General features: G+C 72.0%; 19 protein-coding genes. 11 read left to right on the top strand and 8 right to left on the bottom strand.

Annotation, left to right across the window (positions count from 1 at the left end; translation table 11 throughout):
* Nucleotides 1-108: 108 nt before the first annotated feature.
* The 4 genes from RBJ77_RS17025 to RBJ77_RS17010 all read left to right on the top strand — a co-directional run bounded on the left by RBJ77_RS17025 (nucleotide 109) and on the right by RBJ77_RS17010 (nucleotide 2,926).
* A complete protein-coding gene (locus RBJ77_RS17025; protein ID WP_372345821.1) occupies nucleotides 109-1,536 on the top strand; it encodes an amino acid permease in 1,428 nt (475 codons plus the stop codon).
* A gap of 143 nt (nucleotides 1,537-1,679) precedes the next feature.
* On the top strand, nucleotides 1,680-2,330 hold the full coding sequence (locus RBJ77_RS17020; RefSeq protein WP_372345820.1) for a superoxide dismutase: 651 nt from the start codon (nucleotides 1,680-1,682) through the stop codon (nucleotides 2,328-2,330).
* Between the two features lie 150 nt (nucleotides 2,331-2,480).
* Nucleotides 2,481-2,711 carry a hypothetical protein gene (locus tag RBJ77_RS17015; protein ID WP_372345819.1) on the top strand — a complete coding sequence of 77 codons (231 nt, stop codon included), beginning with the start codon at nucleotides 2,481-2,483 and terminating at the stop codon, nucleotides 2,709-2,711.
* 2 nt (nucleotides 2,712-2,713) lie between these two features.
* Nucleotides 2,714-2,926, top strand: a complete 213-nt coding sequence (locus tag RBJ77_RS17010) for a hypothetical protein (RefSeq protein ID WP_372345818.1) — start codon at nucleotides 2,714-2,716, stop codon at nucleotides 2,924-2,926.
* A gap of 13 nt (nucleotides 2,927-2,939) precedes the next feature.
* Here the strand turns inward: RBJ77_RS17010 and RBJ77_RS17005 are convergent, their stop codons facing one another.
* Nucleotides 2,940-3,581 (bottom strand): DsbA family protein, encoded by a 642-nt coding sequence (locus RBJ77_RS17005; protein ID WP_372345817.1) that lies wholly within the window; start codon nucleotides 3,579-3,581, stop codon nucleotides 2,940-2,942.
* 177 nt (nucleotides 3,582-3,758) lie between these two features.
* Between RBJ77_RS17005 and pepN (RBJ77_RS17000) the strand changes: the two genes are divergently transcribed.
* A complete protein-coding gene (gene pepN, locus RBJ77_RS17000) occupies nucleotides 3,759-6,338 on the top strand; it encodes an aminopeptidase N (RefSeq protein WP_372345816.1) in 2,580 nt (859 codons plus the stop codon).
* 203 nt (nucleotides 6,339-6,541) lie between these two features.
* Nucleotides 6,542-7,603: a hypothetical protein gene (locus tag RBJ77_RS16995; RefSeq protein ID WP_372345815.1), complete on the top strand. Its 1,062-nt coding sequence runs from the start codon at nucleotides 6,542-6,544 to the stop codon at nucleotides 7,601-7,603.
* 107 nt (nucleotides 7,604-7,710) lie between these two features.
* On the opposite strand, the gene RBJ77_RS16990 is transcribed toward RBJ77_RS16995, so the two are convergent.
* On the bottom strand, nucleotides 7,711-9,480 hold the full coding sequence (locus RBJ77_RS16990) for a TIGR03767 family metallophosphoesterase (protein WP_372345814.1): 1,770 nt from the start codon (nucleotides 9,478-9,480) through the stop codon (nucleotides 7,711-7,713).
* A 220-nt stretch (nucleotides 9,481-9,700) separates the two neighbouring features.
* On the bottom strand, nucleotides 9,701-10,168 hold the full coding sequence (locus tag RBJ77_RS16985) for an NUDIX hydrolase (protein WP_372345813.1): 468 nt from the start codon (nucleotides 10,166-10,168) through the stop codon (nucleotides 9,701-9,703).
* 272 nt (nucleotides 10,169-10,440) lie between these two features.
* Here RBJ77_RS16985 and RBJ77_RS16980 point away from each other — a divergent pair, with 272 nt between their 5' ends.
* The gene (locus RBJ77_RS16980) at nucleotides 10,441-13,758 is read left to right on the top strand and encodes a S8 family serine peptidase (protein WP_372345812.1); all 3,318 of its coding nucleotides are present in this window, start codon (nucleotides 10,441-10,443) and stop codon (nucleotides 13,756-13,758) included.
* Nucleotides 13,759-13,832: 74 nt separating this feature from the next.
* On the opposite strand, the gene RBJ77_RS16975 is transcribed toward RBJ77_RS16980, so the two are convergent.
* Both RBJ77_RS16975 and RBJ77_RS16970 read right to left on the bottom strand, forming a co-directional pair.
* On the bottom strand, nucleotides 13,833-14,555 hold the full coding sequence (locus RBJ77_RS16975; RefSeq protein ID WP_372345811.1) for a hypothetical protein: 723 nt from the start codon (nucleotides 14,553-14,555) through the stop codon (nucleotides 13,833-13,835).
* 1 nt (nucleotide 14,556) lies between these two features.
* Complete coding sequence (locus RBJ77_RS16970) at nucleotides 14,557-15,072, bottom strand: sigma-70 family RNA polymerase sigma factor (protein ID WP_372345810.1); 516 nt, start codon at nucleotides 15,070-15,072, stop codon at nucleotides 14,557-14,559.
* 130 nt (nucleotides 15,073-15,202) lie between these two features.
* On the opposite strand from RBJ77_RS16970, the gene RBJ77_RS16965 reads away from it, so the two are divergent.
* Both RBJ77_RS16965 and RBJ77_RS16960 read left to right on the top strand, forming a co-directional pair.
* Nucleotides 15,203-17,272, top strand: a complete 2,070-nt coding sequence (locus tag RBJ77_RS16965) for a TerD family protein (RefSeq protein WP_372345809.1) — start codon at nucleotides 15,203-15,205, stop codon at nucleotides 17,270-17,272.
* A 119-nt stretch (nucleotides 17,273-17,391) separates the two neighbouring features.
* Complete coding sequence (locus RBJ77_RS16960; protein WP_372345808.1) at nucleotides 17,392-18,411, top strand: aspartate-semialdehyde dehydrogenase; 1,020 nt, start codon at nucleotides 17,392-17,394, stop codon at nucleotides 18,409-18,411.
* 203 nt (nucleotides 18,412-18,614) lie between these two features.
* On the opposite strand, the gene RBJ77_RS16955 is transcribed toward RBJ77_RS16960, so the two are convergent.
* A complete protein-coding gene (locus tag RBJ77_RS16955; protein WP_372345807.1) occupies nucleotides 18,615-19,802 on the bottom strand; it encodes an MFS transporter in 1,188 nt (395 codons plus the stop codon).
* A gap of 90 nt (nucleotides 19,803-19,892) precedes the next feature.
* Between RBJ77_RS16955 and RBJ77_RS16950 the strand changes: the two genes are divergently transcribed.
* Nucleotides 19,893-20,795 (top strand): LysR family transcriptional regulator, encoded by a 903-nt coding sequence (locus RBJ77_RS16950; RefSeq protein WP_372345806.1) that lies wholly within the window; start codon nucleotides 19,893-19,895, stop codon nucleotides 20,793-20,795.
* Here RBJ77_RS16950 and RBJ77_RS16945 read toward each other — a convergent pair.
* A complete protein-coding gene (locus tag RBJ77_RS16945; protein ID WP_372345805.1) occupies nucleotides 20,737-21,252 on the bottom strand; it encodes a DUF1203 domain-containing protein in 516 nt (171 codons plus the stop codon). The two genes, RBJ77_RS16950 and RBJ77_RS16945, sit on opposite strands and share 59 nt — an antisense overlap.
* Before the next feature lie 123 nt (nucleotides 21,253-21,375).
* Here RBJ77_RS16945 and pepN (RBJ77_RS16940) point away from each other — a divergent pair, with 123 nt between their 5' ends.
* On the top strand, nucleotides 21,376-23,946 hold the full coding sequence (pepN, locus tag RBJ77_RS16940; RefSeq protein WP_372345804.1) for an aminopeptidase N: 2,571 nt from the start codon (nucleotides 21,376-21,378) through the stop codon (nucleotides 23,944-23,946).
* Between the two features lie 431 nt (nucleotides 23,947-24,377).
* Here pepN (RBJ77_RS16940) and alc read toward each other — a convergent pair whose 3' ends face one another.
* Entirely contained in the window at nucleotides 24,378-25,505 is a 1,128-nt protein-coding gene (gene alc / locus RBJ77_RS16935; protein WP_372345803.1) for an allantoicase, read from the bottom strand.
* Nucleotides 25,506-25,595: the final 90 nt, after the last annotated feature.

The following is a 25,595-nucleotide window of genomic DNA, read 5'->3' as shown; positions in this document are numbered from 1 at the left end:
AACGTATTCCCTGTGAGCGGGGTGCGCCCTCAGACTGTGGGCCGTTTTACCCCGCGCTTAACCCACTGCTCACGCACCCCCGTCTCAGCTACTGAACAGGGCACTTCCATGTCTCGGACGTCAGCGCAGTCATCCGCAGAACGTGCGGACGCGCCGCCCGTCGACCAGGCGCCGGCCGAGCCGTCGCTGTCGCACGGCCTCAAGCAGCGCCATCTGTCCATGATCGCGCTCGGCGGTGTGATCGGGGCCGGCCTCTTCGTGGGCTCCGGCACCGCGATCGCCGCGGCCGGGCCGTCGATCATCCTCGCCTACGCGATATCCGGCGCCCTCGTGATGCTCGTGATGCGCATGCTCGGCGAGATGGCGGCGGCGTACCCGGCCTCCGGCTCCTTCTCCGTGCACTCCGAGCGGGCCATCGGCCCGTGGGCCGGGTTCACGGCGGGCTGGGCGTTCTGGTTCCTGCTGTGCGTGGCCGTCGGCCTGGAGGGCATCGGTGCCGCGGGCATCGTGCACGCGTGGCTGCCGGGCGTGCCGGAGTGGGCGCTCGTCGCCCTGTTCATGCTGCTGTTCACCGGCACGAACCTCGCGGCGGTGAAGAACTTCGGCGAGTTCGAGTTCTGGTTCGCGACGCTGAAGGTCGGCGCGATCGTCCTCTTCCTCGGCATCGGCGTGCTGGCGATCCTCGGCGTGCTGCCCGACGTGGACGCCCCCGGCACGTCCAACCTCACCGGCCACGGCGGCTTCATGCCCAACGGCACGGAGGGCCTGATCGTCGGTCTGCTCGCGTCGGTCTTCGCGTACGGCGGTCTGGAGACGGTGACGATCGCCGCCGCCGAGTCCGAGCACCCGGTGCAGGGCGTCGCGAAGGCGGTCCGCACGGCGATGTGGCGCATCGCGCTCTTCTACGTCGGCTCGATGGCGGTCGTCGTGGTCCTGCTGCCGTGGACGGCGAAGGAGATCCCCACCAAGGGCCCGTACGTCGCCACCCTCGACCACCTGGGCATCCCCGGCGCCGGCCAGATCATGAACGTGGTCGTCCTCATCGCCCTGCTCTCCGCGATGAACGCCAACATCTACGGCGCCTCCCGGATGGCCGGTTCGCTGGTCGCCCGCGGCATGGGCCCGAAGGTCGTCGGCAAGATCACCGGCGGGGTGCCGCGCGTCGCGGTGCTGCTCTCGGCGGTCTTCGGCTTCGTCTGCGTGCTGCTCAGCTACTGGCGTCCCGACGACGTCTTCGCGTGGCTGCTCAACACCATCGGCGCGATCATCCTCGTCGTCTGGTTCTTCATCGCGATCTCGCAGCTGCTGCTGCGCCGCAAGCTGGAGCGCGAGGCGCCGGAGAAGCTCGTCGTGAAGATGTGGGCGTACCCGTACCTGACGATCCTGGCGCTCGCCGCGATGGTCGTCGTCTTCGTCCTGATGGCCCGTGAGCACGACACGCGCGTGCAGCTGTACTACACGGGCGGCCTGACGATCGTGCTCGCGATCGTCGGTTACGTGCGGCAGAAGGCGGCCGAGAAGAAGCAGCTCGCCTAGCGTCACCCCCCAACCCCGAGGACCCCCGTGCCCGTTGGCACGGGGGTCCTTCGCGTGGTGCCCTCCCCTTGCGCGCGACACTCTTGCTGCTAGCCTGCACTTGCGAATCACTTGCAATAAGCAGCCGGAGGGCACGGACGGACATGGCCATCTACACGCTTCCTGAACTTCCGTACGACTACGCGGCGCTCGAGCCGGTCATCAACCCGCAGATCATCGAGCTGCACCACGACAAGCACCACGCGGCGTACGTGAAGGGCGCGAACGACACCCTGGAGCAGCTGGCGCAGGCCCGGGACACGGAGTCGTGGGGCGCGATCAACGGCTTGGAGAAGAACCTGGCCTTCCACCTCTCCGGCCACATCCTGCACAGCATCTACTGGCACAACATGAACAGCCCCAAGGACGGTGGCGGCGGCGAGCCGCTGGCCGCGGACGGGGTCGGCGACCTCGCGGACGCCATCACCGAGTCCTTCGGCTCCTTCGCCAAGTTCAAGGCCCAGCTGACGAAGGCGTCGGCGACGACGCAGGGCTCCGGCTGGGGCGTCCTCGCGTACGAGCCGCTGAGCGGGCGGCTCATCGTCGAGCAGGTCTACGACCACCAGGGCAACGTCGGGCAGGGCTCGACGCCGGTCCTGGTCTTCGACGCGTGGGAGCACGCCTTCTACCTGCAGTACAAGAACCAGAAGGTCGACTTCATCGAGGCCATGTGGCAGGTCGTCAACTGGCAGGACGTGGCGAAGCGGTACGCCGCCGCGAAGGAGCGGGCGGACGTCCTGCTGCTCACCCCGTGACCCTTGTGACCCCTGTGACGCACTGAAGCGTCCCGCCTCGTGATCGTCTTCTCAGCCTTCGCGCGGGCGGGCGGAAGAAGGACGGACCCCCGTGAGGACGTGACTCACGGGGGTCTGTCGGTATGCGGGGTTCCGGGGGATTGTGCCGGTATGGCTGACGCTAAGGACAGGTTCTGCCGCAACTGCGGCCGGGGTCACCACCGGTTCCGGGAGCTCGACGCGGAGGAACGCGCGTACGTCGCCGCCGAGAAGGGCGCCGCCGCCGCGGACCGCTACCGGCGCTGCACCAACGGCACGTGTGTGCGCGTCCAGGACTACTTCAAGGCCGCCGACGGCCTGAGCCTGCCCGAGTCCTTCCGCGAACCGAAAGGAGCCGGGTGACCATGGCAACCAGGAACTTCCCCTGCGAGACCTGTGGCACGACCGAGCCCCACCGCCAGCTGAGCAAGGGCGAGCAGCAGCAGCTGGTGGGCATCGCAGGGGCGAAGCACCCCGGCGAGTACTGGATGTGCATGGGCGCGAACGGGAGCTGCCGCACCCTGCGCACCGGCTTCAACCAGCGCCCCTTCGGCGGCGGCCCCCGCAAGCTGCCCTAGGGAGCGTCCGGACTCAGTCGAAGATCGGGCCCTGCGTACGCGTGCGCTTGATCTCGTAGAAACCGGGGACCGAGGCGACCAGGAGGGTGCCGTCCCAGAGCTTGGCCGCCTCCTCGCCCTTCGGGGCGGGGGTGACGACCGGGCCGAAGAAGGCGATCTGGTTGCCGTCGGCGCCCGGGACCGCGATGACCGGCGTGCCGACGTCCTGGCCCACCTTGTCGATGCCCTCCTTGTGGGAGGCGCGCAGCTCGGGCTCGTACTTCGTGCCGTCCCAGTGGTCGAGCAGGGACGCCGGCAGGCCCACCTCGTCCAGGGCGGCGGCGACGGCCTCCTTGGTGGGGCCCTCGCCCTGGTTGTGGACGCGGGTGCCGATGGCCGTGTACAGGTCGCCGAGCACCTCCGCGCCGTGCTCCTCCTGCGCGGCGATGACGACCCGGACCGGGCCCCACGCCTTGGTCTCCAGGAGCTCGCGGTACTCGTCGGGCAGGTCGTCGAGCTTGTCCTCGTTCAGCACGGCCAGGCTCATCAGGTGCCAGCGGACCTTGATGTCGCGGACCTTCTCGACCTCAAGGACCCAGCGCGACGTCATCCACGCCCAGGGGCAGAGCGGGTCGAACCAGAAGTCGACGGGGGTCTTCGCATCCGTAGCGGACATGGCTCTCCTCGGAAGTCACCAAGTGGTCTTGCCTGCGGCAACGCGGCCCGTGCCGAGGGCATTCCCGGATGTTCGGCGCGGGGACCGCGTGCGAGGATCGTAGGCGTCCGGCCGGGGCCACCAGGGATCCGGAATCCGGACGGTCCCTGCGAACGAACGTCACGAAGGAGTGCCGCCGTGCCCGGTGAGAATCTGTCCCGCGACGAGGCCCGCGAGCGGGCGGGTCTGCTGTCCGTCGACGGGTACGAGGTCGCGCTCGACCTGCGGTCGGCCGTCGGCGAGCTCGGCGGCGACGGGCCGCGCACCTTCCGCTCGGTGACGACGATCCGGTTCCGGGCGAACGAGGCGGGCGCCGCGACGTTCGTCGACCTCATCGCCCCGTCCGTGACCGCCGTGTCCCTGAACGGCGAGGACCTCGACCCGGCCGCCGTGTTCGACGGCAACCGGATCCACCTGGAGGGCCTCGCGGAGGAGAACGAGCTGGTCGTCGACGCCCAGTGCGCCTACTCGCGCACCGGCGAGGGCATGCACCGCTTCGTCGACCCCGAGGACGGCGAGGTCTACCTCTACACCCAGTACGAGCCGGCCGACGCGCGCCGCGTCTTCGCCAACTTCGAGCAGCCGGACCTCAAGGCGCCCTACCGGTTCTCCGTCCGGGCCCCCGAGGGCTGGACCGTCTGGTCGAACGGGGCCGGTGAACTCGCCGACGGCGTCTGGCGGTTCGCGGAGACCAAGCCGATCTCCACGTACATCACGGCCGTCGTCGCCGGTCCCTACCACTACGTGACGGACTCCTACGAGCGGGTGCTCGACGACGGCTCCAAGCTCGTCGTGCCGCTGGGCGCCATGTGCCGCAAGGGTCTCGCGCCGTACTTCGACGCCGACGACGTGTTCCTGGTGACGAAGCAGGGCCTCGACTTCTTCCACGAGAACTTCGACTACCCCTACCCCTTCGGCACGTACGACCAGGCGTTCGTGCCCGAGTACAACCTCGGCGCGATGGAGAACCCCGGACTCGTCACGTTCCGCGAGGAGTTCATCTTCCGCGGCAAGGTCACGCAGGCGTCGTACGAGCGGCGCGCGAACGTGATCCTGCACGAGATGGCCCACATGTGGTTCGGCGACCTCGTCACCATGCAGTGGTGGGACGACCTGTGGCTGAAGGAGTCGTTCGCCGACTTCATGGGGTCGTTCTCGATGGTGGAGGCGACCCGGTTCGAGAACGGCTGGATCACCTTCGCCAACAACCGCAAGTCGTGGGCGTACCGCGCGGACCAGCTGCCGAGCACGCACCCGATCACGGCCGACATCCGTGACCTGGAGGACGCCAAGCTCAACTTCGACGGCATCACGTACGCCAAGGGCGCATCGGTGCTGAAGCAGCTGGTCGCGTACGTGGGGCGGGACGCGTTCCTGGAGGGCGCGCGCCGCTACTTCAAGCGGCACGCGTACGGGAACACGCAGCTCGGCGACCTGCTGTCGGTCCTGGAGGAGACCAGCGGGCGCGACATGACGTCCTGGTCGGCGGCGTGGCTGCAGACGGCCGGGGTCAACTCCCTGACGCCGCAGGTCACGCTGAGCGGCGAGGGGCGGATCACCGAGCTGGCCGTGGTGCAGGAGGCCGCCGCGTCGCACCCGCAGCTGCGGCCGCACCGGGTGGCCGTCGGCCTGTACCGGCGCACGCCGGACGGGGCGCTGGAGCGGTACGCGCGGGCCGAGCTCGACGTGGACGGGCCGCGCACCGTGGTCGCCGAGCTGGCCGGGGCCGAGGCGCCCGAGCTGGTGCTGGTGAACGACGACGACCTCACCTACTGCAAGATCCGCTTCGACGCGACGTCGCTCGCCACGCTGCGGGAGCGGCTCGGCGACCTGACCGACCCGCTGGCGCGCGCCCTGTGCTGGACCGCGCTGTGGAACCTGACGCGGGACGCGCTCATGCCCGCGCGGGACTTCGTGGACCTGGTGCTGCGGTTCGCCGGGCGGGAGTCGGACATCGGCGTGCTGCAGATGCTGCACGCGTGGGCCCGGTCCGCGCTCGTGCACTACGCGGCCCCCGAGTGGCGCGAGGAGGGCGGGCGGCTGCTCGCCGAGGGCGCGCTGCGGGAGCTGCGGCTCACCGGTCCCGGCAGCCAGCACCAGCTGACGTGGGCGCGGTTCTTCGCGTCGGTGGCGTCGAGCGAGGCCGATCTGCAGCTGCTGCAGGGCCTGTTGGACGGCACCGGGAAGATCGACGGGCTGGAGGTCGACCAGGAACTGCGGTGGGCGTTCCTCGACACGCTCGCCACGTACGGCCGCGCGGACGAGGGTGTGCTCGCGGCGGAGCTGGCCCGGGACGACACGGCGTCCGGCAAGCGGCACCAGGTGCGGTGCCTGGCCTCCCGGCCGTCGGCCGCGGTGAAGGCGCAGGCGTGGGCGCAGGTCGTGGAGTCGGACGTGCTGAGCAACGCGCTGGTGGAGGCGACGATCGCGGGGTTCGAGCAGCCGTCGCAGCGGGAGCTGACCGCGCCGTACGCGGAGAAGTACTTCGCGGCGATCGAGCGGGTGTGGGCCGACCGGTCGATCCAGATCGGGATGCACGTGGTGCGCGGGCTGTTCCCGGGGTTGCAGGACTCGCAGGAGACGCTGGACGCGACGGACGCGTGGCTGGCGTCGCACGAGGGGGCCGCTCCGGCGCTGCGCCGGCTGGTCCTCGAGGCGCAGGACGATCTGGCGCGGGCGCTGCGCGGCCAGACCTGCGACGCGGCTGCCGCCGTCTAGCCGTTCGGAGCGGGGCCCCGCGCCGGGGCCCCGCGCCCGTTCTGGTGGTGTTACCGAATGCGGGCACGCGGAGCCGTAACCCCTTGGGTCGTCTGGGCTTTTCGGCAGATGGGGCGTTCGGCTTTAGGACGAGCTTGTCCGGTTTTGTCGACGGGACTGTAACAGCGGTTAGCGGAGGTGATCCGGCCGGGAATGGCCGGGTCATGAACCACAACACCCCCGCTCCCCTGTCCCCCCGCCCCCTGCGCCACCTCGTCCAGACGCAGCGGCGCGTCATGAGCGGCAGCCAGCTCAAGGCGCACGGGGTCTCCACGTCGGCGGCGCACGAGCAGTGCCGGTCCGGCGGGCCGTGGCAGCAGGTGCTGCCCGGGGTCTTCCTGCTCCACCCGGGCCCGCCGACCGGCGAGGAGCGGCTGCACGCCGTGCTGTTGTACGCGGGACGGGCCGTCCAGGAGCGGCGGCGGAGCACCGACGCCGTCCCCGCGCAGCCCCTCGCCGGCGAGGCGCACGCGGCGCCGTACGCCGACGCGATGATCACGGGTCTCGCCGCGCTGACGCTGCACGGGTTCGCGTCCGCTCCCCCGCTGCTCTCGCTCGACCACATCGACGTCCTGGTGCCGCGCACCCGGCGGCTGCGGGCCACCGAGTTCGCCCGGCTCGTCCGGACGACGGGGATGCCGACTCCCGTACAGCTCACGGGAGTTCCGGTGGCACCCGTGCCGCGGGCGATCGCGGACGCGGTGGCGCAGCTGGCCGACGCGGGCGCCGTGCGGCGCCTGCTGACCGAGGCCGTGCGCGGCGGCCACTGCGAACCGGCGGCCGTCGTCCGGGAGTTGACCCAGGCCCGGCTGCTCAGCCGGCCGCACGTGGTGGACGCGGTGGACTCGCTGCTCGCCGAGGGCCGGGCGATCGCCGAGGACCGGCTGTACACGATGGTGCGGGAGCACGGGCTGCCGGACCCGCTGTGGAACGTCGACCTGCGGCTGCCCGGCGGCCCGCATCTGGGCGGCGTGGACGGGTACTGGCCCGACCAGGCGGTCGCCGTCGAGCTGGACACGCGGGCGCCCCGGCAGGACGAGGACGCCCTCTGGAGCGAGTACGCACGCAAGCGCGAGCACCTGGAGCGGCTCGGCATCACGGTCGTGCACATCACGCCGAAGAAGCTGCGGGAGTCGATCGAGCAGCAGGCGGCCGTCGTACGCACCGCGCTGATGGCTTCCGGCGACCGTGACCCCGCGGCGTACGTCGTGGTGCTGCCCCGGTAGTGACGGACCGGGGCGGTTGCCAGGAGGGGAGTGAAGGGGCGGGATCCCGAGGGCGGGTCCCGCCCCTTCACCTGTCAGCAGGAGGCGCCGGGACGGTTGAGCGGGAATCAGCCCTTCCGGAGGACCAGTTCGGTGTTGCGGTCGCCCGGGGTGCCGGAGAGCGTGGCGCGGGAGCCGGGGGCGTTGAAGGAGAGTTCGCGGTAGAGCGCGGCCAGGCCGGTCTGGGTGAGGTCGGTGAAGTCCGTGCGGTGCGGGGCCGAGGACTCGATGAGGGTGGTGAAGAGGGAGAGCGTGCCGTCGTGGTTGTCGGCGATCTCGATGATGCGGGCGAGCTGCGGGAAGTCGACGTGCGAAGCGGTCGAGATCTCCCAGTAGCCGCCGGACCCGCTCTCCCCGGCGTGCGCGGTGATGGCGTTCTTGTGGCTGTGGCCGTTGACCCAGGCCAGGACCGGGCGGTGGCGGCCGAGGAGGGCGGCGAGTTCCTTGCCGCCGTGGCGCCGCTCGCCGGGGTGGTGCGGGTCCTCGCGGAGGTTGCGCATCGTCCTGCTGGTGTGGTGCGAGAAGACGACGACGTGGTCCTTGTCGCGGGCCGCCTTGGTCAACTGACGCTCCAGCCAGGTGAGTTGGCTGTGGCTGATCGAGCCCTCGTAGTGGCCGCCCGGGTCGGTGGTGTCGAGGCTGAGGCCGACGACGTCGTCGGAGACCCGGAACGCGTAGTACTGGGTGGTGGCGGCGAGGTTGGCCTGGGTGTAGCCGTGGCCGTGCGGGCCGGGGCCGGTGTGCGCGGGGTCGAGGTGGGCCGCGAGGTACTCGGCCGGGGTGAAGGGGGCCCGGGACTCGTCCGGGGTGACGGAGCGCATGTGGCGGGCCTGGGCGCGCAGCAGTTCCTTGAACGCCGTGCCCTTGGGGTCGCCGCCCTGCTTCACGTTGTCCCAGATCGCCTTGCCCGCGGAGGCCGGCAGCTCCATCAGCTTCTTGCCGCCGACGGCGAACTCGGCGAAGAACGGGTCGCCGGGGGCGTAGCAACCGCCCGGCAGCGCGTCGTGGTTGCCGACCGTCGAGTACCAGGGGAGGTTCAGGCCCGGGCTGCGCAGTTCCGCGATCGCGGCGTCGAGGAAGCCGTGGATGCGGGGGAAGCGGTGGTCGCGCTTGTCGGTGTCGCGCAGGGCCGCGTCCGGGTGCCAGTAGAGCGGGACGCCACTGTTCTGGACGCCCTCGTAGTGGCGCGGGTCGCCGGTGTTGGGGGTGATGCGCCCGCCGCGGCTGCCGCTCATCGCCGTGAGGAACCAGTCGAGTTCGGAGCGGGCGTTGTTGTCCGTGTTGTCGCCCGTCGTCATCACGAAGTGCAGGGGCGACGCGGTGACGGGGGCGCCGCGCAGGGCGTTGACCCGCTCGACGAGCGCGACCGCGCCGGCCACGGAGAGGGCCTCCTGCGGGCGCCAGGCGCTGGCGGTCTGCGCCCGCAGGTACTCGTAGCGCAGCGGGTGCTGGACGTCGACCAGGTGCAGGTCGGTGAACTGGACGAACGCGGCGAGCGCGGTGCGGCGGGCCTCGCGGCCGCCCTTGGCGCCGGTGAGGTCCTCGCGGGTGACCCGCTGCCAGGCGGGGCCGTCGCCGAGACGGCGGTAGCCGGTGCCGCCGGGGGCGGCCGCGACCGAGGCGAGGGTCGTGCCGCGGGTGTACGGGGCGAGGGGCGCGGCGGGGGCCTGTCGGGAGGCGGCCCGCACCGGGGTGACGGGGCCCGCGGCGGCCTCGCCGCCACCGGGGCCGAGGGCGTAGCCGACGCCGGCGCTCAGCGTCACCGCGCCGGTGGCGGCCAGGAAGGTACGGCGGTCGAGTGCGGCGGCGACATTGGTGACAGAGCGTGTGCGCGGCATGGCGCGTCTCCCCGAGTGCGAACGCGTCGACAGTGACCGCGGGCGGTCCGGGGATCCGAACAGCCCGCTCGTACTGGATCGTTGGCATCGGGGGTGGCCTGCGCGTTAACGGTGACGCAACGCGCGACGCCGATCACGGTACGTGGATCTCCGTGCGGCGGCGCGGGGCTCCTGGGCCCTCGTCTTGTCATGTGCGGGAGGGCGGACGGAACGCTTCCGGCTACTCTGCGTTCATCTCGCGGGGAAGGGTGTGCCCGGCCGCGGGGCGGTCCCGCCAGAGGTCGAGGCCGACGTCGACGAGTTCCACGCGGGGCAGTTCGGGGACGGCGTCGAGGTCGTGCCAGGCCGCCATGTCGGTGGAGCCGTCCCGCTCGAACCGCAGGGCGCCGCCGGTGATCTCGCCCTCGTAGACGATGCGCAGACCGTGGAAGTCGGCGATCTTGCCGAGCTTGCGGGGGTAGCGGCGCAGGACGGAGTGCACGCCGAGCAGGGCGACGGGTTCGAGGACGTAGCCGGTCTCCTCGTCGACCTCGCGGATCACCGTGTCGTACGGGTCCTCGCCGTGGTCCATGCCGCCGCCGGGCAGGGTCCAGCGTCTGCTGCCGTCACCGGCGACCCAGCGGGCGAGGAGCACCTGTCCGTCCCGCACGCACACGGCGTACGCCGCCACCCTCAGCTCTTTGTGCATCCCCCGACGCTAGAGGCATCCGGCCCGGCGCGCAGGGGGATGTGACCGCGGGTCCACCCGTCCGGGAGCACGGGGAACTTCGCGGTACAGGCGGCTTGGTCCCGTTTGCGCCGGATGGCGTATGGCGGAAGTACGCCATGGCCTCATCCCGCCCCGGGCAACTCTCCCCAAACCGTGGTCACTTACGTAAAGCTGAGCGGTCATCCGGCACCGAAATCCGGATCCCTTTCGATCAACCCCATGTTGTCCCACCTTTACGTACAGGGATGCTGATGACCCCCGATCCCCAGCGCGCACCGATATCCGGTGCGAGACGCGCGGCCCGGCTCGCGGCCGCCGCAGGCCTCGTGGCAGCGCTCACCGCGACCGGGCCGATACCCATGGCCCTCGCGGCGGAGTCCGGTTCCACCCCGGCCGCCGACCCCGCCGTCAAGTCCGCGGGCGAGAAGCTCGGCGCCCATGACGCCGAACTGCTCGCGGACGCCCAGGCCGACGGCGCCAAGAACGTGACCGTGATGGTCGCGACCGCCCCCGGCAGGACGGAGGAGGTCGCCTCGCAGCTCGACTCCGTCAAGGGCGGCTCCGTCGGGCGCACCTACGACAAGCTCGGCTACGTGCGGGCCACCCTGCCGACCGGCCGGGCCGAGGCCGCCATCAAGGCCGCCGAGAAGCTCGACTCCGTGCACGGCATCGACCTGCGCCAGGAGATCCAGCTCGACGACCCGACGCCCGCCGCCGACTCCGCCAAGGGGTCGAAGGGCGCGGCGACCGGCGCGTACAGCGGTCCCGGCAAGAACACGCCGGCCAAGAACCCGTACAACCCGTCCTTCGAGACGGGCGCCGTCGACTTCGTGAAGGACAACCCGAAGGCGGACGGCCGCGGCGTCACCATCGGCATCCTCGACTCGGGCGTCGACCTCGGTCACCCCGCGCTGCAGAAGACCACCACCGGCGAGCGCAAGATCGTCGACTGGGTCACGGCGACCGACCCGATCGTGGACAGCGACGGCACGTGGCGGCCGATGGTCACCTCGGTGACCGGCCCGACGTTCACGTACAGCGGCCGCACCTGGAAGGCTCCCGCGGGCTCGTACGGCGTCAGCGTCTTCTCGGAGGCGGCGACCGCGGGCGGCGACGCCAAGGGCGACGCGAACCGGGACGGCGACACCACCGACAAGTGGGGCGTCCTGTACGACGCCGCCGCCGGCACGGTCACCGTCGACCTCAACGACAACGGCGACTTCACCGACGACACCCCGATGAAGCCGTACAAGGACGGCTACCAGGTCGGGTACTTCGGCAAGGACGACCCGGCCACCGACGTGGTCGAGCGGCAGCCGTTCGTGGTGGAGATCCGCAAGGACGTCCCGATGGACCCGTACGGCGGGGACTGGGTCGGCCAGAAGCGCGACTTCGTCAACATCGGCGTCATCGAGTCCGAGCACGGCACGCACGTCGCGGGCATCACCGCGGCCAACTCGCTGTTCGGCAACAAGAACATGAACGGTGCGGCGCCCGGCGCGAAGCTCGTCTCCTCGCGTGCCTGCACCTGGACCGGCGGCTGCACCAACGTCGCGCTCACCGAGGGCATGATCGACCTCGTCACCAAGCGCGGTGTCGACATCGTCAACATGTCCATCGGCGGTCTGCCCGCGCTGAACGACGGCAACAACGCCCGCTCCGAGCTGTACACCCGGCTCATCGACGACTACGGCGTCCAGCTCGTGATCTCGGCCGGCAACTCGGGCCCCGGTGCCAACACCATCGGCGACCCCGGTCTCGCGGACAAGGTCCTCTCGGTCGGCGCCTCGATCTCGAAGGACACCTGGGCCGCCAACTACGGCTCCCAGGTCGAGAAGCCGTACGCGATGATGCCCTTCTCCTCCCGCGGCCCGCGCGAGGACGGCGGCTTCACGCCGACCATCACCGCCCCCGGCGCGGCGATCAACTCCACCCAGACCTGGCTGCCCGGTTCGCCGGTCGCCGAGGCGGGCTACGCGCTGCCGGCCGGCTACTCGATGCTCCAGGGCACGTCGATGGCGTCGCCGCAGGCCGCCGGCGCCTCCGCGCTGCTGCTGTCCGCCGCCAAGCGCGAGCACGTCGACCTGACCCCGGCGAAGCTGCGCACCGCGCTGACCTCCACCGCCCGGCACATCAGTGGTGAGCAGGCGTACGCCGAGGGCTCCGGCCTGATCGACATCGAGAAGGCCTGGGACTCGATCGAGGACGGGGCGAGCGCGCACACGTACTCCGTGAAGGCGCCCGTCGACACCGCGATCGACTACGCCCTGAAGACCCCGGGCTTCGGCACCGGCATCTACGACCGCGAGAGCGGTCTCAAGGCCGGGCAGAAGAAGACCTACGACGTGACGATCACGCGTACGTCCGGTTCCGCGAAGCCGGTGCTGCACCGGGTCTCGCTGCAGAACAACTCGGGTGACACCTTCTCCGTCGTCGGCACGCCCTACGTGTACCTGCCGCTGAACAAGGCCGTCACCGTCAAGGTGCAGGCCAAGCCGTCGGCCGCCGGTCTGCGCAGCGCGATCCTGCGGGTCGACGACCCGAAGACCGAGGGCGTGGACCAGCAGGTCCTGGCGACCGTCGTCGTCTCGACGCCGCTGAAGCACACGTTCGCCGCCACCGGTTCGGTGCAGCGCAACAGCACGAAGTCGTACTTCGTGACCGTGCCCGAGGGCGCCAAGGCGCTGCAGGTGCGGATGAGCGGGCTGAAGGACAAGAGCCAGACCCGGTTCATCTCCATCCACCCGTACGGCGTCCCGGTCGACGACACGTCGACGCCGAGCTGCTACCCGAACTACGAGAACCCGGCCAACACCTGCCGCCCCGACCTGCGTTCGTACGCGGACCCGCAGGCCGGCGTCTGGGAGATCGAGGTCGAGTCGCGTCGTACGTCGCCGCTGCTCGACAACCCGTACAAGCTGGACGTCGCCGTGCTCGGCGCCTCCTTCGACCCGGCCGTGCAGACGCTGCCCGAGGCGAAGGTCGGCACCCCCGCCGACGTCTCGTGGAAGGTCACGAACAACTTCGCGGCCATCGACGGCGGCAAGCTCCAGGGCGGCGCCCTCGGCTCGTCGAAGTCGGCGCGTCCCACGCTCGCGGACGGCGCCACGGCGACGTCCACGGTCGAGGTGCCCGCGGGTGCCGAGAAGCTCGACGTGAGCATCGGCAACGTCTCCGACCAGGCCGCCGACCTGGACCTCACGGTCTACGACAAGGACGGCAACGTCGTCGCGCAGTCCGCCGACGGCGACTCCGAGGAGTCCGTCAGCATCGCGAAGCCGGCCGCCGGTACGTACACGGTGGAGGTCGCCGGTTACTCGGTGCCGTCCGGTTCGACCGCGTACGACTACACCGACGTCTTCTTCTCGCCGTCGCTCGGCACGGTGAAGGTCGACGACTCGAAGACGGTCTCGCTGGCCTCCGGTGCGTCCACGGACGTCACCGCCCAGGTCACGGCCGCGGCCGCCGCGCCGGAGGGCCGGGAGTTCTTCGGCCAGGTGCAGCTGCTGAACGAGCGGGGCGTCGCCTCGGGCATCGGCAGCGTGAAGATCGAGAAGGTCACGCCGTAACGGTGACCTGACGTGCACGGGAGGGGCGGACGCCGACGGCGTCCGCCCCTTCGTCGTTCGGCGGCATGCGCCGTTCAGCGGCCGGGCCCCGCGCAGTGCAGGCCCTTCGCCCTCGGCAGCGCGTCGAGGATGTCTCCCCGCGCGTCGCCCACGCCCTTCCCGGTCTCCCAGTCCTCGCGGTCCTCGGGGTGCACCGGCGTACGGATCAGCGTGTACGTGCCGGGCCTGAGGTCCTGGCGGGCCGACCCGTCGAGGGTGACCGCGATCGTGGGGTGGTCCCGCACGGAGCGCTCGGGGCGGTAGTAGCGCTTGACGTCGACGACGACGCGCACGTCGCCGTCCGCGCGCGGTGTGACGCTGACCACGCGTCCCTCGACGAGCACCCGCGAACAGGCGATGTGCATCGCGGGCGGGTACACGGACTTCCCCTTGCTGTCCTGGGCCCCCGACTCCGCCGACTTGTCGGATCCGGCGCTGGTGTCGCTGCTGCCGCCCGGCGCGTGGGCACCGAGCCAGAACAGTCCGCCGATGAACGAGACGGCGCACGCCACGACGAGGGTGCCGAGGGCGAGCCGGAACGGACGGCGGCGGCGCACGGGGATCCTGGCCGGCGCGGGTGCCGGTGCGGGCGCGGGTGCCGGGCGGGACGCGAGGGCGTCGCCCAGGCCCCGCACCTGCTCCCGCAGCAGGGCGACGTCGGCCGCGACGGCCGCGGACCCGGGATCGTCGTCGGGGAGCGGCTCCCCGGTGACGGCGAGCATCAGGAGCCGGTCCTCGTGCGTACGGTCCTCCTCCACGTCACACCACCTCCTGTTCGTGCAGCCGGGCCCTGAGCGCCCGCACGGCCGTGTGCAGCCGGCTCTTCACGGTGCCCTCCGGCACGCCGAGCTCCGCCGCGATGTCCCGCACCGGCAGATCGGCGTAGAAGCGCAGCACGACGACCTGCCGCTGCTGGTCAGGGAGCTGGTCGAGTCCCTGGGCCACGGCGAGCGAGAGGACCCGGGTCTCGGCGGCGTCCCGGCCGTTCTCCTGGCGCAGCGCGGCGAGGCGCTCGCCGAGCCGCTCCTGGCGGCGGCGCGCCCGGTGCCAGTCCATGGCGAGGTTCGAGGCGACGACCGCCGCCCACGCCGAGACGTCGCGCGGCGCCTCCTGCCCCTTCGCGGCCCGCTCCAGCAGCCGCAGCCGCACCTGCTGCACGCCGTCCGGCAGGTCGGCGTACGGCACGCCCCCCAGCGACAGGACGGCGCGCACCCGGTCCTCGACGGTCGCGTCCAGGGGGTCGTCGGCCCGACCCCGTGGTTTTCTGCGCAGCAATGCCCCTCCCCTCCCCGCGTCAGTCCTAGGACGCCGGTGGCGGGCGAAACGTTCGCGGCGATCAAGACGTCTTTCGTCCTTCGTTCCTGGGCCATCGACTTCACCCGGCCGCCCCTGCACCATGAACCCCATGGCACACATCACCAAAGGCGCCAACGCCCCTGTCCCCACAGCCGCGTTGAGAGTCGCCGTCTGCCGCCAGGACGTCCCCGGTGTCCCGGTCATCGATGCCTCGGCCCTGCTGCTCGACGCGGCCGGCAAGGTCCGCGGCGACGCCGACCTCGTGTTCTACAACCAGCCCGCCCACCCCTCGGGGGCGGTCCGGCACACGGGGACGACGCAGGGCGGCGGGCAGCTCGCCGAGTGGCTGGAGCTGGACCTGGAGCGTGTCGAACCCGCCGTGCAGCGCGTGGTGATAGCGGGCTCCTGCGACGGCGGCGTGTTCGGCCAGGTGCCCGGCCTCTCCGTGCAGGCGCTGCTGCCGGACGGGTCGGTGGTGGCGCACTACGCGGTGACCGACGCGTCGAGCGAGACGGCGTTCGTGCTCGGGGAGTTCTACCGGCGGAACGGGGCGTGGAAGTTCCGGGCGGTGGGGCAGGGCTACGCGTCCGGTCTCGCGGGCCTCGCCACGGACTTCGGCATCGCGGTGGACGAGCCGGCCCCGGAGCCGAAGGACGCCGTGCCGCCGCAGGACGCCGTGCCACCACCCCACCACGCCGTACCGCCCCAGGACGCCGTGCCACCCCACCACCCCGCACCGCCCGGGGAGCCGGCCCCCTACTCCTTCGGCCCGGAGTTCCCCCCGTACCAGCAGCGGGGCCGGGGCAACGGCGTCGTCGCCGTGAACGCGCCGCTGCCGCCGGGACCGGTCCTCGTCGAGGCCTGGCACCACGGCGACGGCTACTTCGGGTTGCACACCCTGGACCGCCGCAACAAGGAGGACGAACTCCTCTTCAACACCACGCTGCGCGACTTCCGCGGCCGCGTTCTCGTCCACTCCCCGCAGGACCGCCCGCTGCGCCTGCGCGTCGAGGCCGACGAGGACTGGACGGTCGTGGTGCAGCCCCTCTCCGTCGTCCGCCGCCTGGGCGCGGGACCGCTCCAGGGATACGGCCCTGAGGTGGTCGCCCACACCGGTTCCGCGGCCGACCTCGACGTCGACTTCGCGGGCGACGAGAACGGCGAGGGCTACATCGGCCTCAAGAGCCAGGAGGCCCGGCAGCTGTCCGACCCGGACGCCTACGACCTGCTCGTCAACGACACCGACCGGCTCCGCCAGACCGTCCCCCTGCCCGACGGCCCGCTCCTCCTGCTCCTGGAGGCCGACGGCGCCTGGCAGCTGACCGCCCGCCCGCTGCCGGTGTTCGACGGCGCCGCGGCCCAGCAGGCGGGCGAGTGGACCGGGCGCGGGGACACGACGGTCACCCTCGTGAACCCGGCCCCCGGGCGCCCGGCGCTGCTCGACTACTCCTTCGGCAACGGCCGCTCCTCCTTCGCCGACCCCCGGGTCACCCTGCTCGACGAGTACGACGACGAGGAGCCGTTCCTGGACGCCGCCCGGCACGGCGTCCGGGGCCGCACCGTCGTGTTCCGCTCCGGCGAACCCCAGGTGCGGCTGCGTCTGGAGAACACCGGTGACTGGCGGCTGCACCTGCTCCCGATCGACGAGGCGCCGCCGCTCGGCAGGGCCGGCGAGGGGCGGGGCAGCGCGGTGCTGCGTTACGACGGGCCGCCCTCGCTGCTCACCCTCGCCCGCACCACCACGGACACGGAGTCGCTGGAGACCCGCACCCTCCAGGCCGACGGCCAGCTGCGGATCTCCGCCGACAGCGTGGGTCGGCGCCGCCCGGCCACCGGCCCGCTCTGGGTCGCCGAGGCCGGGTACTGCTACGTCCTGGTGTTCGCCGCGAGCGCGGAGACCGGCTGGCGGCTCGAACCGGGCGACCCGGCGTCGGTGCCCGTGCTCGACGGGGGCGTGCAGGGCCAGGGCTATGGAGTCGTACGTCACACCGGACCCGAGGCCGAGGTGATGATCAGGCACGAGCCGCGCGGGATGCTCGACCTCTTCGTGCTCTGGGAACTGGACGAACGCCTGGAACCGGTACGGCGGCTCAGTACGGCCTCCGGTCTGCAACGCGTTCCGAGCGGATTCCTGCAGATCAGGACCTCCGGCAAGTGGAGCATCACCCTCCACGGCTGAGCGGCCCCGCCGTCCCGCACCTCGGACAATGGATTGGACAAGGCGGGTCTGGACAGACGCATCATGGACACAACCCGCCAGGCCGCACCCATGGCCGCAGTCACGCACGGAGGAACCCTGTGAAGGTCGGAATCGTCGGAGCCACCGGTCAGGTCGGCACGGTCATGCGCAAGATCCTGGTCGAGCGGGCCTTCCCGATCGACGAGCTGCGCCTGTTCGCCTCGGCGCGCAGCGCCGGGACGGTCGTGGACGGCGTGACGGTCGAGGACGCCTCGACGGCCGACTTCACCGGCCTGGACATCGTGCTGTTCTCGGCGGGCGGCGCCACGTCGAAGGCCCTCGCGGAGAAGGTGGCGTCCCAGGGCGCGGTCGTCATCGACAACTCGTCGGCCTGGCGCAAGGACCCCGAGGTGCCGCTGGTCGTCTCCGAGGTGAACCCGCACGCGATCGCGGACCGGCCCAAGGGCATTATCGCGAACCCGAACTGCACGACCATGGCCGCGATGCCGGTCCTGCGCCCCCTGCACGACGAGGCGGGCCTGGAGGCCCTCGTCGTCGCCACGTACCAGGCGGTGTCGGGTTCGGGTCTCGCGGGCGTCGCCGAGCTGCACGGCCAGGCGCAGAAGGTGGTCGCGGACGCGGACAGGCTGACGCACGACGGTGACGCCGTCGACTTCCCCGAGCCGAACGTCTACAAGCGCCCCATCGCCTTCAACGTGCTGCCGCTGGCCGGTGCGATCGTGGACGACGGCCTGAACGAGACGGACGAGGAGCAGAAGCTCCGCAACGAGTCCCGCAAGATCCTCGAGATCCCCGGCCTGAAGGTCTCGGGCACGTGTGTCCGCGTCCCCGTGTTCTCCGGGCACTCCCTCCAGGTCAACGCCCGCTTCGCCCGTCCGATCAGCGTCGAGCGCGCGACGGCGCTGCTCGCGGCCGCGCAGGGGGTCGAGCTGTCCGAGATTCCGACGCCGCTGCAGGCCGCCGGCAAGGACGCGTCGTTCGTGGGCCGGATCCGCGTCGACGAGACCGTCGACAACGGTCTGTCGCTCTTCATCTCCAACGACAACCTCCGCAAGGGCGCTGCGCTGAACGCGGTGCAGATCGCTGAGCTGGTCGCCGCGGAGCTCTCGGCCAAGTAGGCCGGTGTCCGGCTGCGGGCCGGTGGGGGTTGCTCGCGCAGTTCCCCGCGCCCCTGGAGCATGCGGCTTCGCCGCAGCCCCCTCGGGCGCCCCCTGAGACGGCGCACGCAGTGCGCCTCTCAGGGGCGCGGGGAACGGCGCGAGAAGCCCCACCCGCCCGCACCCCGCTACAAAAGCCCGACCCGGCAGACGCAGTCGGCCTTTCAGGGGCGCGGGGAACGGCGCGGCCCGCCCCCACCGGGCCGCAGCCGAAGTCCCGCCACCACGGTCGCGGCCAGCGCGAGCGCCCCGCCCAGCCACAGCACCCCACCCGCGCCGGAGGCGTCGAACGTCAGGCCGCCGGTGAACGCGCCCAGTGCGATCGCGCAGTTGAAGGTGCCGGCGAACAGGCCGGAGACGGCCTCCCGGGCGGCGGGCGCGGCCCCGGCCAGCCAGTTCTGCGCGGCGACGGAGACACCCCCGTACGCCGCGCCCCACGCGAGCAGCAGCACGGCCGAGGCGAGCAACGAACCGCCCGCGGGCACCAGCAGCAGCACCACCCCGCCGAGCGCCGCGGAGCGCACCGCGAGGGTGCCGCCGAGGAAGTTCCCGGCGATCCCCGCGATGCCGTACGCGAGGAGCAGCGCGCTGACGAGGCCGGGCGTCAGGTCCGGTACGCGTTCCAGGAGCGGCCGCACGTAGGTGTACGCGGCGAAGTGCCCGGTCACCAGGAGCAGCACCACCACCAGACCCTGCCTCACCCGCCGGGCGCGCAGGAGGACCAGGAGCGCGGCGGGCCGCACCGCGCGTGCGGCGGGGAGCGGCGGCAGCACCGCGCGCAGCAGTGCGGCGACGCCCGGCGCGAGGGCGCCGACGACGGCGAACGACCAGCGCCAGCCCGCGAGTTCACCCAGGAGCGTGCCCGCCGGTACGCCGGCGACCGACGCGACGGCGATCCCGCTGAAGACCACGGCGGTGGCCCGCCCGGCCCGCTCGGCCGGGACGAGCCGGGGGGCGAGGCCCGCCGCGATCGCCCACACCCCGCCGATGCAGACGCCGACCAGGACGCGGGCGGCGAGCAGGGCGGGCAGGTTCGGGGCGAGCGCGCAGCACAGGTTCGCGGCGCCGAGCACGACGAGCAGGGTGACGAGGACGGTGCGCCGTCCGGTGCGCCGCACGGCGGGCGGCAGCAAGGGTGCGGCGAGCGCGGCGACGATCCCCGGCAGCGTGACGGCGAGCCCGACGGCTCCTTCGGAGCGGCCGAGCCCCTCGGCGAGCGGGCTGAGCAGGCCGACGGGCAGCATCTCGCTCGTGACGACGGTGAAGGTGGCGGCCGCGAGCGCGAGCACGGCGCCGCGCCCGTCACTGGCCAACGGGCCGCTGCGGGGAGTGAGTTCGGTACGGGTGTGCATGCGGCAAGCCTTCGCCGTCGCGCCCCCGGGAACAACGGCGGATCACTCACCCTTCCATGAGTGAGGCTCATCGATGGAGGACGGGGGACCGTGCTGGAGGTCAGGGAACTGGAGGCGTTCCTCGCCGTCGCCGACGAACTGCACTTCGGCCGGGCGGGCGAGCGGCTGCACGTCTCGCAGTCCCGGGTCAGCCAGCTGCTCGCCGCGCTGGAGCGGCGGGTGGGCGCGCGGCTCGTGGAGCGGACCAGCAGACGGGTGCGGCTCACCCCGCTCGGGGCCCGGTTCGCGGCCGAACTGCGGCCCGCCTACGAGGAGTTGGGGGCGGTCGTGGCGCGGGCCCGGGAGTCGGCGCGCGGGATCGAGGGGCGGCTGCGGATCGGGTTCCAGGGGACGGCCGACCACCGGCTGATGGCCGCGATCGCGCTCTTCCAGGAGCGGCACCCGGGGTGTGTGACGGAGATCGTGGAGGTGCCGTTCGCGGACCCGTTCGGCGCGGTGCGGCACGGCGACGTGGACGTCGCGATCGTGCTGCTGCCGGTCGAGGAGCCGGACGTGGTGCTGGGCCCGACCTTCTCCCGCGAGCGGCAGAACGTGGCCGTGTCCGTACGGCATCCGTTCGCGGCCCGCGCCGAGGTGACCGCCGCCGACCTGGCGGCGGCCCCGCTGATCCCGGCGACGGCGCCCGCCCCCGCGTACTGGCGCGCGGCGCACGCCCCGACGACCGCGCCGGGCCCCGCCGTGCGCACGCTCCAGGAGGGGCTGACGCTGGTCGCGGCGGGGCGCGGCGCGATGCTGCTGTGCCGGCCCACGGCGGAGTACCACGGGCGCCGCGACGTGGTGCACGTGCCGGTCACCGGGCTGCCGGACTCCGTGCTCGGGGTCGTGTGGCAGCGGGACGCCGAGACGGAGCGGGTGCGGGCGTTCGCGCGGGCGGTCAGCGAGTCGACGGCCGGCCGACCGCGAAGTGCAGACAGCCGTACTCCACCGCCCTGACGTGCACGAGGACGACGTCCGGGTCGGCGAACGCCTCGTCGAGCGCCGCGTCGAAGCCGGCCGTCGCGTCCTCGGGGATCTCCAGGAGGCGGCCGCCCGCGATGTGCCCGCGGGCGTCGTAGCGGCGCAGCGTGCGCAGCGCGCCGGGCCGGTCGAAGGGGTAGCCGTCCCGGTCGGTGGCGGGGCCGTCGCAGGGGTCGGTGTGGATGAAGACCGGGCCCTGCTCGTCGTAGGCGCCGGGCCGCGCGCCCGTCGCCGCGGCCCAGCGGCGCAGCGGCGCGTAGGAGACGAGGGCGATCCGCTCGCCCTCCTCGACGGGCTTGAGGCAGCAGCGCAGCGGGGAGCCCGCGTCGTCGCCGGTCGCGGTGTACGGGACGCAGGGGCGGCCCGCGTCGTCGGTGGTCCTGAGTTCCTTGAGGGCCGTCGCGTCGACGGGAAGTGCGGTGTACCTGGTCATGACTCCAGGCTGGCCCCGCGCGCGCGTGTTCACCGGCGGAAAACGGACATCGCCTTCCGGTATCCGGCGTGGAAGGATGACCGGAAACGTCACATACGTAGACCGCTACTAGGAGATGACCGCGTGCCTGGCACCAATCTGACCCGCGAAGAGGCGCAGCAGCGGGCGAAGCTGCTCACCGTTGACTCGTACGAGATCGATCTCGACCTCTCCGGCGCGCAGGAGGGCGGCACGTTCCGGTCGGTGACCACCGTGCGCTTCGACAGCGCGGAGGCGGGCGCCGAGACGTTCGTGGACCTGATCGCCGACGCGGTCCACGAGGTCGTCCTGAACGGGCACTCGCTGGACGTCGCCGCCGTCTTCCGTGACTCCCGGATCGCGCTCAAGCGCCTGGAGGCGGGGCCGAACGAGCTGAAGGTCGTCGCCGACTGCGCCTACACGAACACCGGTGAGGGCCTGCACCGCTTCGTCGACCCGGTCGACCAGCAGGCGTATCTGTACACGCAGTTCGAGGTGCCGGACGCCCGCCGGGTGTTCGCGAACTTCGAGCAGCCCGACCTCAAGGGCACCTTCCAGTTCACGGTGAAGGCGCCGACCGGGTGGACGGTCATCTCCAACTCCCCCACCCCGGAGCCGAAGGACGACGTCTGGCACTTCGAGCCGACGCCGCGCATCTCGACGTACATCACGGCGCTCGTCGTCGGCCCGTACCACTCGGTGCACTCCTCGTACGAGGGTCCGGGCGGGCAGAGCGTGCCGCTGGGCATCTACTGCCGTCCTTCGCTCGCCGAGTTCCTCGACTCGGACGCGATCTTCGAGGTGACGCGGCAGGGCTTCGCCTGGTTCCAGGAGAAGTTCGACTACGCGTACCCGTTCGCCAAGTACGACCAGCTCTTCGTGCCGGAGTTCAACGCGGGCGCGATGGAGAACGCGGGCGCGGTGACCATCCGCGACCAGTACGTGTTCCGGTCGAAGGTGACCGACGCCGCGTACGAGGTGCGGGCCGAGACGATCCTGCACGAGCTGGCCCACATGTGGTTCGGCGACCTGGTCACCATGGAGTGGTGGAACGACCTGTGGCTGAACGAGTCGTTCGCCACGTACACCTCGATCGCCTGCCAGGCGTACGCGCCGGACAGCCGCTGGCCGCACTCGTGGACGACGTTCGCCAACTCCATGAAGACGTGGGCCTACCGCCAGGACCAGCTGCCGTCCACGCACCCGATCATGGCGGAGATCAACGACCTCGACGACGTCCTGGTCAACTTCGACGGCATCACGTACGCCAAGGGCGCCTCGGTGCTCAAGCAGCTCGTCGCGTACGTCGGCATGGACGAGTTCTTCCAGGGCGTGCAGGCGTACTTCAAGCGCCACGCGTTCGGCAACACGCGGCTGTCCGACCTGCTCGGCGCGCTGGAGGAGACCAGTGGCCGTGACCTGAAGTCGTGGTCGAAGGCGTGGCTGGAGACGGCCGGCATCAACGTCCTGCGGCCCGAGATCGAGACGGACGAGCACGGCGTCATCACGTCGTTCGCCATCCGCCAGGAGGCGCCCGCGCTCCCGGCCGGCGCCAAGGGCGAGCCGACGCTGCGCCCGCACCGCATCGCGATCGGCCTGTACGACCTCGACGACGACAGCGGCAAGCTGCTGCGCGGCGAGCGCATCGAACTCGACGTCACGGCGAGCGAGTCGACGCAGGTCCCGCAGCTGGTCGGCAAGCGCCGGCCGGCCGTGGTGCTGCTCAACGACGACGACCTGTCGTACGCGAAGGTCCGCCTCGACGAGCAGTCCCTCGCCTTCGTCACCGAGCACCTCGGCGACTTCGAGTCGTCGCTGCCGCGTGCGCTGTGCTGGGCGTCGGCCTGGGACATGACGCGGGACGCGGAGCTGTCCACGAGCGCGTACCTGGACCTGGTCCTGAGCGGTGTCGGCAAGGAGTCCGACATCGGCGTGGTCCAGTCGCTGCACCGTCAGGTGAAGCTGGCCATCGACCTGTACGCGGCGCCGTCCCACCGGGACGCGCTGCTCACCCGCTGGACCGAGGCGACGCTGACGCACCTGCGCACCGCCGAGGCGGGCAGCGACCACCAGCTGGCGTGGGCCCGCGCGTTCGCGGCGACGGCCCGTACGCCGGAGCAGCTCGATCTGCTGGAGGCGCTGCTGGAGGGTGGCCAGACGATCGAGGGCCTCGCGGTCGACACCGAGCTGCGCTGGGCGTTCGTGCAGCGGCTCGCGGTCGTCGGGCGGTTCGACGAGGCGGAGATCGAGGCGGAGTACGAGCGGGACCGGACCGCCGCGGGTGAGCGGCACGCCGCCACGGCGCGGGCCGCGCGGCCGACTCCGGAGGCGAAGGCGGAGGCGTGGGCCTCCGTCGTCGACTCCGACAAGCTGCCGAACGCGGTGCAGGAGGCCGTCATCGGCGGCTTCGTCCAGACCGATCAGCGTGAGCTGCTCGCGCCGTACGTGGAGAAGTACTTCGCGGCGGTCAAGGGGGTGTGGGACTCCCGGTCCCACGAGATGGCGCAGCAGATCGCGGTCGGCCTGTACCCGTCGATCCACGTCTCGCCGGAGACGCTGACGCGCACGGACGAGTGGCTCTCCGCCGCGAACCCGAGCGCGGCGCTCCGCCGTCTCGTCTCGGAGTCCCGCGCGGGCGTCGAGCGCGCCCTGAAGGCACAGTCAGCAGACGCGTAACCGACTCCGTCCGCGGGCCCGGTGGGGGCTGAGCGCGCAGTTCCCCGCGCCCCCAAAAAACCGACTGCGTCCGCGGGCCGGTGGGGGCTGGGCGCGCAGTTCCCCGCGCCCCCAAAAAACCGACTGCGTCCGCGGGCCGGTGGGGGCTGGGCGCGCAGTTCCCCGCGCCCCTAAAAGCCCACTGCGTCCGCGGGCCGGTGGGGGGTGCTCGCGCCGTTCCCCGCGCCCCTGAGAGGCGCACTTCGTGCGCCGTCTCAGGGGGCGCCTATGGGGCTGCGGCGGAGCCGCATGCTCCAGGGGCGCGGGGAACTGCGCGAGCAACCCAGCACGGTCGGCAGCTCGCGACGAATGATCAGCCCGGCAGACGCAGTCGAGCTTTCAGGGGGCGCGGGGAACCGCGCGAGAAGCCCCACCGGCCGGAGCCATGGCGCCTAGCCGCGGCCGAAGCGTTCCGCGAGGGACGCCCGGCCCGGCTCGGTCAGGGCGCCGTGCAGCCGCATCCGGGCCACACCCCCGTCGGGGAACGCGTCAAGACGGACGTGCGTCACCACGGCCTGCGCCGCCAGCGGGAACCGGTGCACCGTGTCGGGCTGCAGCTTCGTGCGCGGAATGATCTCGAACCACTCCCCCGTCTCCCCGTCGCGCCCGCTCAGCGCGATCCACCCGGCCGAGTTCCCCTTCAGATAGGCCGTGTCGATCTCGACGGCCCGCACCGCCCCCTGCGCGACCAGCCGGAACCGCACCCAGTCGTTCGTGCCGTGCACCCGGCGCCGCCGGTTCTCCCAGCCGTCGTCCATCTTCCGCGAGGTCCCGGGCAGGATGATCTGCGTCGGCGACGAGTAGAACTTGTCGGACGCGTCCTCGTACACACCCCCGTTGAGTACGGAGACCAGATCGATCGTGCCGAGCAGGTCGAGCCACTCCGGGTCCGGGACGACCTCGCCGTGCACGCGCAGCCGCGCGATGCCCCCGTCGGGGTGCTGGCAGACGCGGACGTGGGTGTAGCGGCGCTCGGAGGTGACGGTGAACGCGTTGGCGGCGTGCCCGCGCACCTGGCTGCGCGGGACGATCTCCTCCCACTTCACGTCGTCGGCGAGGAGTTCCTCGGGCCCGGGGGCGCCGGGCACGGAGGCGGCCTGGAGGCTGACGCGCTGCGGGTAGTTGCCGCGGAAGTGGGCGGTGTCGACGACGACGCCACGGATCACGCCGGGCGCGCCGAGCCGCACGATCGCCCAGTCGTGGTCCTCGGGCGCGGGGAACGGCGCGTCGGCCGTGCCACGCCGGCGGCGGGTCTCCCAGCCGTCCATGATCTTGCCCTTGTGCCCGAAGTGCTCCGGGTCGAAGACGGCGCGCTCGCGGACGAGGAGGTTCTCGCGCTCGGCGAAGAACTCGTCGTTGGCGGCGATGACACCCGCGCCGAGGCGGCGGTCGGCGAGGTCGACGAGGTCGGTGAAGGCGGCCGCGTCACCGAAGACGCGGTAGTCGGCGTACGGGTCGCCGCCGCCGTAGGGGGCGGCGTCGTTGGCGTGCGGGTCGTCCGGCAGGGAGTTCGTCGTCATGCCTTCACTGTCGAACCCCGCGACCTCTCAGGTCCATCGAAAGTTTCCGAGGTCGCCATTCATTTCTACTGAACGATCGGGCGGGCAGGT

The organism is Streptomyces sp. KL116D, from assembly GCF_030766975.1.
GTDB lineage: Bacteria > Actinomycetota > Actinomycetes > Streptomycetales > Streptomycetaceae > Streptomyces > Streptomyces longispororuber_A.
Note: the sequence above shows the minus strand (reverse complement) of the source record. Positions and strands in the feature narration are given on the sequence as shown.

What these genes read in the sequence shown, in the direction of transcription:
- RBJ77_RS17025 (WP_372345821.1), top strand. Translation starts at nt 109, where the DNA reads ATGTCTCGGACGTCAGCGCAGTCATCCGCAGAACGTGCGGACGCGCCG.
- RBJ77_RS16945 (WP_372345805.1), bottom strand. Translation starts at nt 21,252, where the DNA reads ATGACCAGGTACACCGCACTTCCCGTCGACGCGACGGCCCTCAAGGAA.
- RBJ77_RS16955 (WP_372345807.1), bottom strand. Translation starts at nt 19,802, where the DNA reads ATGCACACCCGTACCGAACTCACTCCCCGCAGCGGCCCGTTGGCCAGT.
- RBJ77_RS17020 (WP_372345820.1), top strand. Translation starts at nt 1,680, where the DNA reads ATGGCCATCTACACGCTTCCTGAACTTCCGTACGACTACGCGGCGCTC.
- RBJ77_RS16990 (WP_372345814.1), bottom strand. Translation starts at nt 9,480, where the DNA reads ATGCCGCGCACACGCTCTGTCACCAATGTCGCCGCCGCACTCGACCGC.
- RBJ77_RS17010 (WP_372345818.1), top strand. Translation starts at nt 2,714, where the DNA reads ATGGCAACCAGGAACTTCCCCTGCGAGACCTGTGGCACGACCGAGCCC.
- RBJ77_RS16965 (WP_372345809.1), top strand. Translation starts at nt 15,203, where the DNA reads ATGGCACACATCACCAAAGGCGCCAACGCCCCTGTCCCCACAGCCGCG.
- alc (WP_372345803.1), bottom strand. Translation starts at nt 25,505, where the DNA reads ATGACGACGAACTCCCTGCCGGACGACCCGCACGCCAACGACGCCGCC.
- RBJ77_RS17005 (WP_372345817.1), bottom strand. Translation starts at nt 3,581, where the DNA reads ATGTCCGCTACGGATGCGAAGACCCCCGTCGACTTCTGGTTCGACCCG.
- RBJ77_RS16985 (WP_372345813.1), bottom strand. Translation starts at nt 10,168, where the DNA reads ATGCACAAAGAGCTGAGGGTGGCGGCGTACGCCGTGTGCGTGCGGGAC.
- RBJ77_RS16995 (WP_372345815.1), top strand. Translation starts at nt 6,542, where the DNA reads ATGAACCACAACACCCCCGCTCCCCTGTCCCCCCGCCCCCTGCGCCAC.
- RBJ77_RS17015 (WP_372345819.1), top strand. Translation starts at nt 2,481, where the DNA reads ATGGCTGACGCTAAGGACAGGTTCTGCCGCAACTGCGGCCGGGGTCAC.
- RBJ77_RS16980 (WP_372345812.1), top strand. Translation starts at nt 10,441, where the DNA reads ATGACCCCCGATCCCCAGCGCGCACCGATATCCGGTGCGAGACGCGCG.